General features: G+C 62.6%; 13 protein-coding genes. 3 read left to right on the forward strand and 10 right to left on the reverse strand.

All coding sequences use genetic code 11. The features are described 5' to 3' along the window. Positions 1-44: 44 nt before the first annotated feature. On the reverse strand, positions 45-533 hold the full coding sequence (locus JF545_RS08420) for a DUF302 domain-containing protein (RefSeq protein WP_206941275.1): 489 nt from the start codon (positions 531-533) through the stop codon (positions 45-47). Between the two features lie 266 nt (positions 534-799). On the opposite strand from JF545_RS08420, the gene JF545_RS08425 reads away from it, so the two are divergent. Beyond that, positions 800-1,471, forward strand: coding sequence for a DUF3047 domain-containing protein (locus tag JF545_RS08425; protein ID WP_242520752.1), 672 nt, complete (start codon positions 800-802; stop codon positions 1,469-1,471). Positions 1,472-1,482: 11 nt separating this feature from the next. Here the strand turns inward: JF545_RS08425 and purU are convergent, their stop codons facing one another. The 6 genes from purU to glyA all read right to left on the reverse strand — a co-directional run bounded on the left by purU (position 1,483) and on the right by glyA (position 9,322). Further along, complete coding sequence (gene purU / locus JF545_RS08430; RefSeq protein ID WP_206941277.1) at positions 1,483-2,394, reverse strand: formyltetrahydrofolate deformylase; 912 nt, start codon at positions 2,392-2,394, stop codon at positions 1,483-1,485. Continuing rightward, positions 2,391-3,068 (reverse strand): sarcosine oxidase subunit gamma, encoded by a 678-nt coding sequence (locus JF545_RS08435; protein ID WP_242520753.1) that lies wholly within the window; start codon positions 3,066-3,068, stop codon positions 2,391-2,393. The genes purU and JF545_RS08435 overlap by 4 nt, the downstream gene beginning before the upstream one ends. Then, positions 3,061-6,201, reverse strand: coding sequence for a sarcosine oxidase subunit alpha family protein (locus tag JF545_RS08440; RefSeq protein WP_206941279.1), 3,141 nt, complete (start codon positions 6,199-6,201; stop codon positions 3,061-3,063). The genes JF545_RS08435 and JF545_RS08440 overlap by 8 nt, the downstream gene beginning before the upstream one ends. Further along, complete coding sequence (locus JF545_RS08445) at positions 6,198-6,623, reverse strand: sarcosine oxidase subunit delta (RefSeq protein ID WP_206941281.1); 426 nt, start codon at positions 6,621-6,623, stop codon at positions 6,198-6,200. The genes JF545_RS08440 and JF545_RS08445 overlap by 4 nt, the downstream gene beginning before the upstream one ends. 15 nt (positions 6,624-6,638) lie before the next feature. Then, a complete protein-coding gene (locus JF545_RS08450; protein ID WP_206941283.1) occupies positions 6,639-7,889 on the reverse strand; it encodes a sarcosine oxidase subunit beta family protein in 1,251 nt (416 codons plus the stop codon). A 110-nt stretch (positions 7,890-7,999) separates the two neighbouring features. Beyond that, complete coding sequence (gene glyA, locus JF545_RS08455; RefSeq protein ID WP_206941285.1) at positions 8,000-9,322, reverse strand: serine hydroxymethyltransferase; 1,323 nt, start codon at positions 9,320-9,322, stop codon at positions 8,000-8,002. Between the two features lie 63 nt (positions 9,323-9,385). Between glyA and JF545_RS08460 the strand changes: the two genes are divergently transcribed. Beyond that, positions 9,386-9,598, forward strand: coding sequence for a hypothetical protein (locus JF545_RS08460; protein WP_206941287.1), 213 nt, complete (start codon positions 9,386-9,388; stop codon positions 9,596-9,598). A 78-nt stretch (positions 9,599-9,676) separates the two neighbouring features. Here the strand turns inward: JF545_RS08460 and JF545_RS08465 are convergent, their stop codons facing one another. From JF545_RS08465 to JF545_RS20070, 3 genes are all read right to left on the reverse strand, one after another. Continuing rightward, on the reverse strand, positions 9,677-10,780 hold the full coding sequence (locus JF545_RS08465; RefSeq protein ID WP_206941288.1) for a GlxA family transcriptional regulator: 1,104 nt from the start codon (positions 10,778-10,780) through the stop codon (positions 9,677-9,679). A 93-nt stretch (positions 10,781-10,873) separates the two neighbouring features. Next, positions 10,874-11,980 carry a hybrid-cluster NAD(P)-dependent oxidoreductase gene (locus JF545_RS08470; protein WP_206941290.1) on the reverse strand — a complete coding sequence of 369 codons (1,107 nt, stop codon included), beginning with the start codon at positions 11,978-11,980 and terminating at the stop codon, positions 10,874-10,876. A gap of 145 nt (positions 11,981-12,125) precedes the next feature. Continuing rightward, positions 12,126-12,248: a hypothetical protein gene (locus JF545_RS20070; RefSeq protein WP_261315894.1), complete on the reverse strand. Its 123-nt coding sequence runs from the start codon at positions 12,246-12,248 to the stop codon at positions 12,126-12,128. 101 nt (positions 12,249-12,349) lie between these two features. Between JF545_RS20070 and JF545_RS08475 the strand changes: the two genes are divergently transcribed. Next, positions 12,350-13,636, forward strand: coding sequence for an aromatic ring-hydroxylating oxygenase subunit alpha (locus JF545_RS08475; protein ID WP_206941292.1), 1,287 nt, complete (start codon positions 12,350-12,352; stop codon positions 13,634-13,636). Positions 13,637-13,693 lie beyond the last annotated feature (57 nt).

A 13,693-nucleotide genomic window follows, 5' to 3' on the forward strand; every position in this document is an offset into this window, starting at 1 on the left:
CTCCAGCAACCAACCGCACGGATCTGCGCGCCGGCGACTGCTGGCTAGTCACCCGCCGCTTCCTGTGCCAGTCCCGACAAGGCTTCTGCGATCTGGTCGATGGGCAGTTCACAGTCACCTAGCCCATGCCGCTTTGCCAGGTAATGCGGGTCATTCCACTCGAGCACCAGGTGGTCGTCCTGCTGGCGAACCACCATTTTCTGGGGCAGATCCAGTGCCGTGCTGCCGTGACACTGCATCAGGCGTGTCCCTACCTCGGGCTTACCGAAGATGTAAGTGCGCGTCGGCGGCAGTTCAAGGCCTACACCCTCCGCATTGGCCTGGTGGTCTACCATCGCCATCAAGCCCATGCCACGCTTCTCCAGACCCTGCCTGAAGCGCGCATCGACCTCTTCTACGCTGTCCTGTGACGTCAGGCTGGCCACACCCGACTCATCGATCTGGGGCTCTGCCGCTACACTTCCTGATCCGGCCAATACCAGACCCATGATCAGGCCCCCGACCCACTTCCTGCTGTAGTGACGCTGCCTCATACGATGGTTTCCTTGTTCAACGAGTGACACTGTGAGCTTGCCCATTGCCAGCGTGGACGACGCAAGCTTGAACAACGCAAGCATGGACGAGGTAAGCATGGACAAAATAAGTGCCGCCCGACAAGTCGACATATGCCAATGACGCTGCGTGGTCGTGTAAGGATCGCGGAGTGCCTACCGACTCTGCAAAGCCTACCAACACTGCAGAGAAAGTAGGCTTTTGGCCAGCCATGTTTGCCCTACCGTCGCTATGGAGCCCGCCATCTATGCCTATGTCCCACCACCGTGCCTCTATCACGCTGCTATTGACCGCCTGTGGCGCCCTCTCGTTCGCTTCGACGCTCCAGGCGGCAAGCTTTTCGCCCCAGGTCTTGCTCTCCTGGCCAACCCGATCCTTCGAAGGCGAGACGGCGTATCGCGTAACAGCGCTAGAGGGCACCCAGGCACTTGAAGCACGTGCCAGAGGACAGGCGTCGGCCAAGTACCTGGAGCGTGAGATCGACCTGAAGGAGACACCTTATCTGCGCTGGTGCTGGCGCGTCTCGGGGGTCTATGCCAACGTCAATGAGCGCAGCAAGGCAGGCGACGACTACCCTGCCCGCGTCTATGTCGCCAGAAAGACCGGACTGCTTCCCTGGCAGGTAGAGTCGGTCAACTACGTGTGGTCATCGAACCAGCCCCGTGGTAACAGTTGGCCCAATGCCTTTACCGATAGAGCCATCCTGCTGGCCTTGCAGGGCGGTGACGAGAAGGTGGGTCAATGGGTGGCAGAAGTCCGCGACGTGGCCGCCGACTATCGCAGGCTGTTCGGCACTCAGCCCGACAGTATCGATGGGCTTGCCCTGATGAGCGATGGCGACAACGCAGGCGGTGATGCCACCGCCTGGTTTACTGGCCTTGAAATGAGCGCCTCGGCCTCACCGCCCAGCTGTCCGTAGAACAGCATTTATCATCGCTGAAACACCACCGTGCGGTTGCCGTTGAGAAACACCCGCCTCTGCAGATGCAGGGCAACCGCTCGTGCGAGCGTCAGACATTCGATGTCACGCCCTCGGGCGACCAAGTCATCCGCTGTATCGGCGTGGGTGACCGGCTCGACGCCCTGGCTGATGATCGGCCCCTCATCCAGGTCGTCGTTAATGTAGTGCGCCGTGGCACCGACCAGCTTGACCCCTTTCTCGAAGGCCTGGTGATATGGCCTGGCCCCCTTGAATCCTGGCAACAGCGAGTGATGAATATTGATCGCTCGGCCGGCCAGACGCTCACTCATGTCGCTGGAGAGTACCTGCATGTAACGCGCCAGGATCACCAGCTCGGCACCGCTATCCTCGATAATCTGCCACACCTTCGCTTCCTGCTCGGACTTGGTGTCCGCGCTGATCGGGCAATGGTGGTAAGGCAGCCCGTGCCATTCGGCCAAGGGCGCGAGGTCCGGGTGATTGGACACGATGGCCTTGATCTCGACCGGCAGCTGTCCGGTGCGATAGCGATAGAGCAAGTCATTGAGACAATGATCTGCCTTCGACACCATGATGACCACCGGCGTCCGTCGATCAGGGGCCGTCAGCTCGAAAGTCATGGCAAACTCGGCGGCACGCTCGGAAAACCGTTGCTCAAAATCCGTGGCCGAAAAGCCCCCGTCAGCCGAGCCGATGCTGGATGGCCCGCCCCCTCCCGGGGGGCGAAACTCGGTGCGAATGAAGAACCGGCTGGAGCTGGCATCATCAAAGGACTGCTGCTCAGTGATATAGCACCCGTGCTCGCGCAGGAAGCGGGTCACCACGTCCACGGTGCCAAGGCGGCTTGGGCACTGGGCGGTCAGAATCCAGTTGGCAAGGCCCGTCGGGCGATCAGTGCTCATGGGCGCTCCCCATCAACGGCATCCTCGACGTCACGCTCGACGCCGATGGCAAACTCCTCACCAGCATCCAGCAGCCACCGATAAACGTAGTCGACGAAGCTCGCCCGAACCACCAGCTCCCAGCCTTTATCGTCAGGCCGCCTGAGGATCACGCTGGACTTGGCGAACACCGTCGTCACCCCCTTGCCAGGGGGAAAGTGACGCGGGTGAACGTCGTAGACGACCGATTTCATCAGTAGCTCGCGCATGGCGTCGTCATCCCCGCTCAAGGCGATCACCGTCTGTCCTGCACTGACATCGGTGAAGGCGACGCTGGCATCCCCCAGCACCGCGCGCAGGCCGAGCTCGACCCGATGGGCATCACCCGGGGGCAGTATCGCCAGCCATTCATCCGGCGACAGCCATTGCAAAGACGCCGCGTCACTTTGCACCAGCTCGTGGGGACGCGCCGGCAGCGCCAGCCCCAGCACGCTGCGCACGGCTTCATCCAGCACGATGGCCCCACCCCGCAGAATGAGATGGTCGTGCCGGCGTTCTCGCATCACGACGCGAGACGCTGTCGATGGTGCCGGGGCACCGACATGCTGATAGGACCAGGCCAACGGGGACGTCATGACCGATCTGCTGTGGGGATAGGCATCAAAGACATGCACAGTGGGCATCACTTCAGACATTCTGGCGCTCTCCCTTCGGATCGAGGAACACGGTAGAGACGATGCGCGCCTCGTGAGTCTTGCCATCCACACAGGGAAGATAGACGGTCTCGCCCAGGCGCTGATGACCACCCTTGACCACCGCCAGGGCGAAGCCGGTCTCGAGGGTCGGGCTGTAGTAGCTTGAGGTGACGTGGCCCACCATGGGCATCGGCACCGGATGTTGCGGGTCGAGCACAATCTGCGCGCCCTCTTCCAGCACCACCTCGGGGTCGACGGGGCGCAGCCCGACCAGTTGCTTGCGATCTTGCCGCGCGGTATCAGTGCGGCTCAGGGCGCGCTGTCCGACCCAGGAGAACGGCTTGTCGTAGCCTATCGCCCACTGCATGCCGAGATCCTCCGGCGTCACCGAGCCATCGGTATCCTGACCGGCGATGATGAAGCCTTTCTCCGCCCGCAGCACGTGCATGGTTTCGGTACCGTAGGGGGTGAGGTCATACTTTTCGCCATGGGCAAACAGCGTCTTCCACACATGCAGGGCGGCGTGGGCCTGCACGTTGATCTCGAAGGCCAGTTCACCGGTGAAGGAGATTCGGAAGATGCGCGCCGGCACCCCGGCCACCCTGCCCTCTCGCCACTCCATGAACTTGAACGCCTCGCGATCCAGGTCGATATCCTCGACCACTTCGCTCATCAGCTCACGCGCCTTCGGCCCCGTCACGGTCATGGTCGCCCAGTGATCCGTGACCGAGCTGAAGGTCACGTCGAGATCCGGCCACTCGGTCTGGTGCCACAGTTCCAACCATTCGAGAACGCCAGCGGCACCGCCGGTTGTGGTGGTCATCAGGAAATGGTTCTCGGCCAGACAGCTGGTCGTACCGTCATCCATGACCATGCCGTCGTCTTTGCACATCAGCCCGTAACGCACCTTGCCCACGCCCAGCTTGGCCCACTTGTTGGTGTAGATGCGGCCGAGGAACTCGCGGGCATCGGGGCCCTGGATGTCGATCTTGCCCAGGGTCGAGGCATCGAGGATCCCGACGCCCTCGCGGACCGCCAGGCATTCACGCTTCACCGCCTCATGCATCGTTTCAGGCTGGCCATTGTGGCGCCGTGGAAAGTACCAGGGGCGCTTCCACTGCCCGACATCCTCGAACTCGGCCCCTCGCTCCACGTGCCAGGAGTGCAGCGCACTGTAGCGCTCAGGATCAAACAGTGCTCCACAGTGGCGCCCCACCACCGCGCCGAAAGTGACCGGCGTATAGTTGGGCCTGAATACCGTGGTACCGACCTCGGGAATCGAACGGCCCAGGCAGCGAGCGGCGATGGCCATGCCATTGATGTTGCCCAATTTGCCCTGATCGGTGCCGAAGCCCATGGCGGTATAGCGCTTGACGTGCTCGATGGATTCAAAGCCTTCACGGGTGGCCAGCTCGATGCCGGCAGCGGTGACATCGTTCTGCAGATCCACAAACTGCTTGGGGGCACGCAAGGTCGGTTTATCGTGGGGAACCTGGAACAGCGCCACCGCCTCGCCCTGGCGCACTTCCGTCACCTTGGGAAGCCGGCCTTGCGAGCCAGCGTGGCTGTCATTGTCGTCAGTGCCGACGCTGTCAGAACTGTGGCTGTCAGTACCGTTGCTGTCAGTATCATTAAGCTTCGTACCCTGACCGCCGACATCCAGGTTCGCCTCTGCCGCCGCCTGGCGACCCGCCTCCTGCCCCTCGGCCAGGGTGGCCGCCAGGGTAAAGGTGCCACCGGCACTGCCCGCCACCAGCATGCCCTGGGGCAAGCTGGGCACGAAGGCGATCAGGTCGTCGCGCCAGCTCGGCCGTGCCCCGGTATGCGACGCCAGGTGAATCACCGGGCTGAATCCGCCGGACGTCGCCAGCGTGTCGCAGGCCAGGGTCTCAGCGCTTCCGGCGAGGCCGAAGCCGTCGATATCGATGGCCGCCACCCGCACCGAGGCAACGCGCTGCTCGCCGCGTGCCTCGATCACTGCCGAACCTGGCAGGATGCGGACACCTCGTGCTCTGGCCTGCTCGACCAGCTCGCCGTCAGGGGCAGAGCGGGCGTCCGCCACCGCGACCACCTCGCGGCCAGCGTCGAGCCAGTCAAGCACCGCACGATAGCCGTCATCGTTACTGGTGGACACCACCAGGCGCTGTCCCGGCACTACGCCATAGCGACGAATATAGGTCGACACCGCCGAGCACAGCATATTGCCTGGCACGTCATTACCGGCATACACCAGCGGACGTTCGTGGGCTCCTGTGGCCAGCACCACCCGAGCGGCACGCACGCGATGCAGGCGTGAGCGCGCCTGGCGCCGCCCCTCGATTCGAGGAGCACAGTGCCCAAGATGTTCAGTGCGCCGTTCATGCAGCGTGACGAAATGATGGTCGTGGTAGCCGTTGGCCGTGGTGCGGGGCAACAGGGTCACATCAGCACAGGCGGCGAGCTCTGCCACGGCTTCCTCGACCCAGGCGCTGGCCGGGCCATCATTGAGTCGCTCACGGCAATCCAGCAGCGAACCACCGAAGGATTCCTGCTCGTCACACAGGATGACCCGAGCCCCCGAGCGGGCAGCCTCCAGGGCGGCGGCAAGACCAGCAGGGCCCGCCCCAATCACCAGCACCTCGCAATGACGGTTGATGTGATCATAGATATCCGGATCGGCTTCCATGGGGCTACGCCCCAGGCCCGCACTCTTGCGGATATAGCGTTCATAGGTCATCCACAGCGAGGCCGGTGCCATGAATGTCTTGTAATAGAAGCCAGGGGGCATCAGCTTGCCACCGACCTTGCCCAGCATGCCCATCAGGTCCCGCTGGACGCTTGGCCAGCCATTGGTGGAGCGAGCGTAGAGGCCATCGAACAAGGCCTGCTGGGTAGCCCGCACATTGGGCACCTGCTCGGCCTCATGCTGGCCAAGCTGGACCACGGCATTGGGCTCCTCGGCTCCGGCCGCAACGATGCCGCGGGGCCGCGCGTACTTGAAGCTACGATTGACGACATCGACCCCGTTGGCCAGCAGCGCCGACGCCAGCGTATCGCCCTGATAGCCGGTGTAGGACTTGCCGTTGAAGGTAAAACGCAGGGGCACGCTGCGATCGATCAGGCCCCCTGTCTCGAGGCGGTTGAGCTGGCTCATGCGCGCACCTCCCGGGTATAGGAAGAATCGTGGGACGCGTCGTGGGATGAGGCGTGAGACGAGAGCTGGGACGTGGCACGGCCCGCGCCGCCATGGCCGTCATCACTGGCATCAGCTGGTACCGTCTTGCCGTCAGGATTGGCCTGGGTGAATCGCGGCGCCTCGCCGATGCGGTAGGTCTCGAGAATCTCGTAGGTCTGGGTGTGGCGCGTCATGTTGAAGAACTTGCGACAGCCGACCGCATGAACCCACAGCTCGTGATGAATACCCCGCGGATTGTCACGAAAGAACAGATAGTCCCCCCAGGCTTCATCCGAGCACTGGGCAGGATCCTCGGGCCGCTGAATATGGGCCTGTCCCTTGGGGTGAAACTCTTCTTCCTCGCGCCACTCATTGCAGTTGGGGCAATGGATGTAAAACATGCAAACCTCCTGGACTCAGTGGGCGACACCCGCAGCGCCGTGCTCATCGATCAGGGCACCACTGTGGAAACGGTCGATGGAAAACGGTGCGGCCAACGGATGCATCTCGCCCTTGGCCAGGCTTGCTGCAAACACATGCCCAGACCCCGGCGTGGCCTTGAAGCCGCCGGTACCCCAGCCACAGTTGAAGTAGAGCCCTTTGATGGGGGTCTTCGACAAGATCGGACAGGCATCCGGACAGGTATCGACGATGCCCCCCCACTGCCGATTCATGCGCACCCTTGAGAAGATCGGGAACATCTCGACGATGGCCTGCAGGGTGTGTTCGATGGTGGAGTAGCTGCCGCGCTGCCCATAGCCGTTGTAGCCGTCGATCCCGGCGCCGATGACCAGGTCCCCCTTGTCGGACTGGCTGATGTAGCCATGCACGTGGTTCGACATGACCACAGTGTCCAGCACCGGCTTGAGTGGCTCGGACACCAGCGCCTGCAGCGGATGGCTTTCCAGCGGCAAGCGCAGGCCGGCCAGACCGGCCAGGACACCCGAGTTGCCCGCGGTCACGCAGCCTACGGTGGTGGCCTCGATGTCACCACGGTTGGTATGCACCCCGAGGATGCGCCCATCGCGGATCTTGAAGCCGGTGACTTCGGTCTGCTGCAGAATATCCACACCCAGGGCGTCGGCACCGCGGGCATAGCCCCAGGCCACCGCATCATGACGCGCCACCCCAGCGCGGGGCTGCCATGAGGCGCCCATGACGGGATATCGCGCGTTTTTTGAACAGTCCATGATGGGCACGAGCTGTTGCACACCGCGGGCATCCAGCACCTCGCCGTCGATGCCATTCAGCCGATTGGCATTGACCCGGCGCTGGATATCGCGCATGTCCTGCAGGGTGTGCCCCAGGTTGAGCACCCCTCGCTGGGAGAACATCACGTTGTAGTTGAGGTCCTGGGAAAGGCCCTCCCACAGCCCCATCGAATGCTCATAGAGGGCCGCCGCCTCATCCCACAGGTAGTTCGAGCGCACGATGGTAGTGTTGCGAGCGGTATTACCGCCCCCCAGCCAGCCCTTCTCGATCACCGCGACGTTACGTACCCCGAACTCCTTGGCCAGGTAGTAGGCGGTCGCCAGGCCGTGCCCGCCGCCGCCAACGATGATCACGTCATAGGCCGCCTTGGGAGTGGGGTTACGCCACTGTCGCTGCCAGTTCTCATGGTGGCTGATGGCATGGCGCGCCAGCGCAAATCCGGAATAGCGTTGCATGATGTCTCCTCAAGGATCTCTCTTTCCGCTCAGTGGCATCAGCCCAGTAACGTCAACCCAGTGCCACGGCCACTGCACCGCCAGCTCGCGCCTGGGGTTCCACTACCTAACTAGGCGGACTGCAGCTCGGATGGGTCGGCCATCGCGTAGACCGGGTGACGCGCACACAGCTCAGCGACCCGAGCTCGTACCTCGTCTTCGATGGCGGCGCTATCGTCGCCCCGGGTCAGGGCGTCCAGAACGTCACAGATATCACCGGCAAGCTGTGCACACTCCGCCTCATCGAAGCCCCGGGTGGTAACAGCAGGGGTGCCAATCCGCAGGCCCGAGGTAACGAAGGGACTTTGTGGATCGCCTGGCACGGCGTTCTTGTTGACGGTGATGTGGGCACGGCCCAGCGCCGCGTCAGCATCCTTGCCGGTAATGCCCTGGCGGATCAAAGAGACCAGGAACAGGTGGTCATCGGTGCCACCGGACACCACGTCATAGCCACGCTCAAGGAATGTCGACGCCATGGCTCTGGCGTTGGCGATCACTCGCTCTTGATAGCGCACGAAATCCTGGCTCATGGCCTCGCGGAAGGCGATCGCCTTGGCCGCGATGACATGCATCAGCGGGCCTCCTTGCTGACCAGGAAACACGGCGCCATTGAGCTTCTTGTAAAGCACTTCATCACCGCTGGCCGACAGGATCAGGCCACCGCGAGGACCGCGCAGGGTCTTGTGGGTCGTCGTGGTCACGACATGGGCATGGGGCAAAGGACTGGGGTACAGGCCTGCCGCCACAAGACCGGCAACGTGGGCCATATCGACCAGCAGCCAGGCTCCGACACTGTCGGCGATGGTGCGAAAACGACGCCAATCCACCACCCGGGAATAGGCCGAAAAACCCGCCACGATCAACTTGGGACGATGTTCGCGTGCCAGGCGTTCGACCTCGGCGTAGTCGATGCGGCCCGTCGCTTCATCCAACCCGTACTGCACCGCCCGGTAATGCTTGCCAGAGAAGTTGGGCGCCGCACCATGGGTGAGGTGACCGCCATGGGCCAGACTCATGCCAAGTACGGTGTCACCCGGCGAGACCAGCGCCATGAAGGCGGCAGCATTGGCCTGGGCACCACTGTGGGGCTGAACGTTGGCATAGTCCGCCCCAAACAGGGCACAGGCTCGCTCCATCGCCAGGCGCTCGACCACATCCACGTGCTCGCAGCCACCGTAGTAGCGCTTGCCGGGATACCCCTCGGCGTACTTGTTGGTCAGTTGGCTGCCTTGGGCCTCCATCACCGCCGCACTGGCGTAGTTTTCCGACGCGATCAGCTCTACATGCTGCTGCTGGCGAACCTCCTCCGCGGCAACGGCCTCAGCTATCTGGGAATCGAATCGTGCAAGACAGAACGACGTCCGCGATGAATGCGCCGTGAACAGATGGGACATGGGGTGCCTCCCGCTATGGCAAGCAACGGTTAAGCGACCGCACTCGCCTGATCAGATTTATCGTTGTCATTGCAGGCACGGGCCGGCAGTCTCACTCGCGAGGTCATCCTCGACCTCCAAGGTAAGCTGCTGCCACAACGCAATCGTTCTGAAAGCGACATCGACGTCTTCAACAAGGACATCTGTCACTCCCGCATGGGTGTCGGCGTTGTCGGCAACGTCCCCGCCTGCTGCCTGGTGCTGTCATTGAAGCCGACACGCCCCGGCGTGACTTGAACAAATGCGACAGCTTTATTGGACGCGGGTGACCGAGACGGTCTGTGTTTGCGAGAGGGTCAGGCTGGGTCGAGACGCTCAGCCTTGGCCGAGACGAGTGCCAATATGCAGAAAGAAGGGGTCGACGCCGGCTTCCTCGCGCCCCTTGGGATCGCGGCGCAACTGGGAGGGAGACTGGCCATAGGCGGCGCGAAAATGGCGGGAGAAGTGTGCGGTGTCGGCGAAGCCACAGCGTTCACCGATATCGGTGATGCTGTGCTCGGTGAAGTACAGTAGCCACAGGCCATAGCGCAGTCGCAGGTCACGGGCGAACTTCTGTGGCCCGATGCCAAAGCTGTCCTGAAACTTGCGCTCGAGGCCGCGACGGGAGGCGCCTACGCGGCTGGCCAGCTCATCCACGGAAATGACTTCCCCCAGATGCTGCTCCAGGATCGTCACCGCCCGGCGCACGATGCGGTCCTCGATACGCTCGAATACCACGGGCTGTGGCTGGCCATGCTCTCCGCCGCGGTGCCCATCCAGCAGCATGATGTTCAGACTCTTGCGCGCCCAGGCGCGGCCCAGATGACGCTCCACCAGGTACGCCGCCAGATCGGCCGCCGCGGCGCCACCCGCACAGGTCAGACGATCGCCATCATCCACATAGAGCCGATCGGCCACCGCATTGACCTGGGGAAAACGGCGCACCAGGTCCGCATGGTGATACCAGCTGACACAGCAGCGTCGCCCCGCCATCACGCCAGCCTGGATCAGTGACAGCACACCCGTACAGACGCCGACCAGGGGCACGCCAAGCCGAGCCGCCTGACGCAGGTACTCTGACGCCGCAGGATCGTCCGTCGGTGAGCCGTCGAGCACTCCGCCAATGACCACCAGATAGTCGAACTGACGCGGGTCACAAAAGGGCGTGGCAAAGGGTTCACAGGGTGAGATGACCGCACCGCAACTCGACGGTGCATCCTCCCCATCTGCCGTAAGAAAGCGCCAGCGGCAGCGCAATTGACGACTACGGTCGCCCTCATCGGAGGCCAGTCTGAGGCAATCCACAAAGGCAGCAAAGGGCAACAACGTAAAACGACGCAGCAACACGAAACCTACCGACAGCGCCGGCGGTTGGGCCACCGACGTTGACGCCTCAGACTCAGCCTCAGACAGGGGGGAGGAAGAATCGGTAGGAAACATATCGCTCGTATGCCAGCGGAGGTGGCTGACCAGCGTACCCGATTCCCCCCGACCGCCTCCACTGGGCGTGGATTTTGCTACTGGCACGCCTCGCTACCAGTCGACAGTGACATTGCCTCGGGGCCGACTGCAGCACGACAGAATGTAGCCCTCGGCCACGTCTTCGTCAGTGATGCCGCCGTTGTGGTCCATCTCCACCTCGCCTGCCACCAGCGGCACTCGACAGGTGCCACAGATCCCCATGCCGCAGGCCTTGGGAATGTGCAGCCCCAACTTGGCGGCCGCTGCGTGCACGGTCTCACCTGGCTGGATACGCACACTTTTTCCCGCAGCAGCGAACTCCACGCAGTGCATGTCCGCGACATCCAGCTCCTCGGCGAGCGCTTCGGCCTGCTCGGCCAGCTCGTGCACGTCCTCCTGGACATCCACCGGCGTCGCGCCAAAGGACTCCTCATGGTAGCGGCTCATATCGAAGCCGCGCTGAACCAGCAGCCGTCGCACCGCTGCCATGAAGGGTGTCGGCCCACAGCAAAAGACCTCGCGATCCATGAAATCCGGCGCCATCAACTCCAGCATGGCCTCTGACAGGAAACCGCGGTACCCGGCCCAGGACTGGTTCAGCTCACTGTCACGCTCGCACACGATGTGCAGCCGAAATTCAGGAAGTCGAGAGAAGATATGGTCGAGCTCTCGGCGAAAGATGATATCCCTGGGAGTTCTTGCACAGTGGACAAAGTCCAGATCCACCGCCGCATTGGTGTCGAAAAACCAGCGCGTCATCGACATCAGCGGCGTGATGCCCACCCCACCTGACAGCATCAGCACCTTGTCGGCCGCATGATCGATACAGTTGAACTCGCCCACGGGGCCGTGCACCGCCAGTTCGTCGCCAACCTTGAGCGACTCATGCAGCCAGTTCGAGACACGCCCTCCCGGCACCCTCTTCACCGTGATCGAGAAGCTGTAGGGAACCGAGGGGGCACTGGCGATGGTGTAGGAGCGAAACACGCACTCATCGTCGATCTCGAGCTCCAGGGTGACAAACTGCCCCGGCTTGAAAAAGAACATGACCGGCTGCTCCGCCATGAAACAGAAGGTGCGCACGTCCCAGGTTTCCTGAATCACCTTGACGCAGCGCACCACGTGGCGTCCGTTGGACCAGGTCTGGGTCGTCACCGGGCTGAGAAAATTCGTCACCATGGCGTCGTCGCTCGCAGCTAGTGGTGGCTCTGATGACCGGGCAACGGCTACCGGCCAGGCTAATGAGGGAATTCTGCCCCTCGTCCTCCCGCCATCACTTGTCTAATCACGACATCAGCATGCTCGATTCCCCCGGCCATGCTCGTCACGGCAGCGATAGCGTCGCAACGGCATCATCTGGTGTCGTCGCCAGACAGCCCTGCTTCGAGCCCTTGTTCCAGACTGCCAGCACGCCACGCCCCACATGCCAGCCACCAGAGGCGTCCATCGCCCGTGACCTGCACGCGCACTGGGCCGTCACCCAGTACCCATTCGATGAGCAAGGACGACGTTCACCGCGAGCGTCTACCGCATGACCTGGAGAGCAACATGGACCCCATTGCATCACCCCGTCTGGGGGACCCTCTGGAAGAGGCCCGCCACTTCGCCCTGGAAACGGCCATGCATCATCCTCACGGATTTTCGCTGCCCCAGGCGTTCTACAACGATGACCGCCTGTTCAGACTGGACATGCGAACCATCTTTGAAAGGGAGTGGATCTTTGCCGGGATGAGCTGCGAAATCCCAGCGAAGGGGCAGTTCATGACCCTGGATATCGGCGACAATCCGATCATTATCGTGCGCGGAGACGGCGGCAGCCTGCATGCCTTCCACAACACCTGTCGCCATCGAGGCTCACGCCTGTGCGCCACTCAAAGCGGCAAGGTGGCCAAGCTCGTGTGTCCCTACCATCAGTGGACCTATGAACTCGATGGCCGCCTTCTGTTTGCCGGCACGGAGATGGGCGCAGACTTTCGCCTGGAAGACCATGGTCTGGCCCCTGTAGCCCTCACCGAAGCCGGTGGCTATCTGTTCGTCAGCCTGGCCAGCGAGCCACCGGATGCCAGCGATCTCAAGGCCGCCTTTGACAGCTACCTGAGCTTCTACGACATGGAAAATCTCAAGGTGGCGGTTACCACCACCATCGAGGAACAGGCCAACTGGAAGCTGGTGCTGGAAAACAATCGTGAGTGCTACCACTGCAACGGCTCACATCCTGAGCTGATCAAGACGCTCTACGAATTCGACGATACCGAGGACCCACGAGCGACCCCGGAATACCGTGCCCTGGTGGAGCGCAAGCAGCAGGAATGGGACGCGCTCGGCATCCCCTGGAAAATGCGCTGGGCAGGCGGCAAGCGCAATCGGCTGACCCGCACGCCACTGGTCGAGGGCACAGTGTCGATGACCATGGATGGACGTCCCGCCTGTTCAACGCCGCTGACCCACCAGGGAATCGAGGACATGGGGTCACTGCGCCTGCTACATCTGCCCAACAGCTGGAATCACTTTGTCGGCGACCATGCGGCGGTGTTTCGTGTGTTGCCGCTGGGCCCCCAGCGCACCCAGGTCACGACCAAGTGGCTCGTCCACAAGGACGCGGTGGAAGGCGTCGACTACGATCCCGAGAACCTGCGGCGAGTGTGGGATGCGACCAACGCTCAGGACCGTCGCCTTGCCGAGGAAAACCAGCGTGGCATCAACTCACTCGCCTATCGGCCGGGACCTTACTCCCCCACCTACGAATACGGCGTGATCGACTTCATCGACTGGTATCGCAGCACCTTGACCAGCAACCTCTCGGACACCCCGGAACTGAGCCTGGTACGCGCATGATCGAGGTATCCAGGACCTGACCAGCAGGCGGCCTGGCTAAGGCCGCCTGACTAAGGC

Source organism: Halomonas litopenaei (assembly GCF_017303055.1).
GTDB classification, from domain to species: domain Bacteria; phylum Pseudomonadota; class Gammaproteobacteria; order Pseudomonadales; family Halomonadaceae; genus Halomonas; species Halomonas litopenaei_A.

Excerpts from the sequence above, each read along its gene's own strand:
- JF545_RS08440 (WP_206941279.1), bottom strand. The coding sequence starts at position 6,201 with ATGAGCCAGCTCAACCGCCTCGAGACAGGGGGCCTGATCGATCGCAGC.
- JF545_RS08450 (WP_206941283.1), bottom strand. The coding sequence starts at position 7,889 with ATGCAACGCTATTCCGGATTTGCGCTGGCGCGCCATGCCATCAGCCAC.
- purU (WP_206941277.1), bottom strand. The coding sequence starts at position 2,394 with ATGAGCACTGATCGCCCGACGGGCCTTGCCAACTGGATTCTGACCGCC.
- JF545_RS20070 (WP_261315894.1), bottom strand. The coding sequence starts at position 12,248 with ATGGACGCCTCTGGTGGCTGGCATGTGGGGCGTGGCGTGCTGGCAGTC.
- JF545_RS08470 (WP_206941290.1), bottom strand. The coding sequence starts at position 11,980 with ATGGTGACGAATTTTCTCAGCCCGGTGACGACCCAGACCTGGTCCAAC.
- JF545_RS08435 (WP_242520753.1), bottom strand. The coding sequence starts at position 3,068 with ATGTCTGAAGTGATGCCCACTGTGCATGTCTTTGATGCCTATCCCCAC.
- JF545_RS08425 (WP_242520752.1), top strand. The coding sequence starts at position 800 with ATGCCTATGTCCCACCACCGTGCCTCTATCACGCTGCTATTGACCGCC.
- glyA (WP_206941285.1), bottom strand. The coding sequence starts at position 9,322 with ATGTCCCATCTGTTCACGGCGCATTCATCGCGGACGTCGTTCTGTCTT.
- JF545_RS08420 (WP_206941275.1), bottom strand. The coding sequence starts at position 533 with ATGAGGCAGCGTCACTACAGCAGGAAGTGGGTCGGGGGCCTGATCATG.
- JF545_RS08465 (WP_206941288.1), bottom strand. The coding sequence starts at position 10,780 with ATGTTTCCTACCGATTCTTCCTCCCCCCTGTCTGAGGCTGAGTCTGAG.
- JF545_RS08475 (WP_206941292.1), top strand. The coding sequence starts at position 12,350 with ATGGACCCCATTGCATCACCCCGTCTGGGGGACCCTCTGGAAGAGGCC.
- JF545_RS08445 (WP_206941281.1), bottom strand. The coding sequence starts at position 6,623 with ATGTTTTACATCCATTGCCCCAACTGCAATGAGTGGCGCGAGGAAGAA.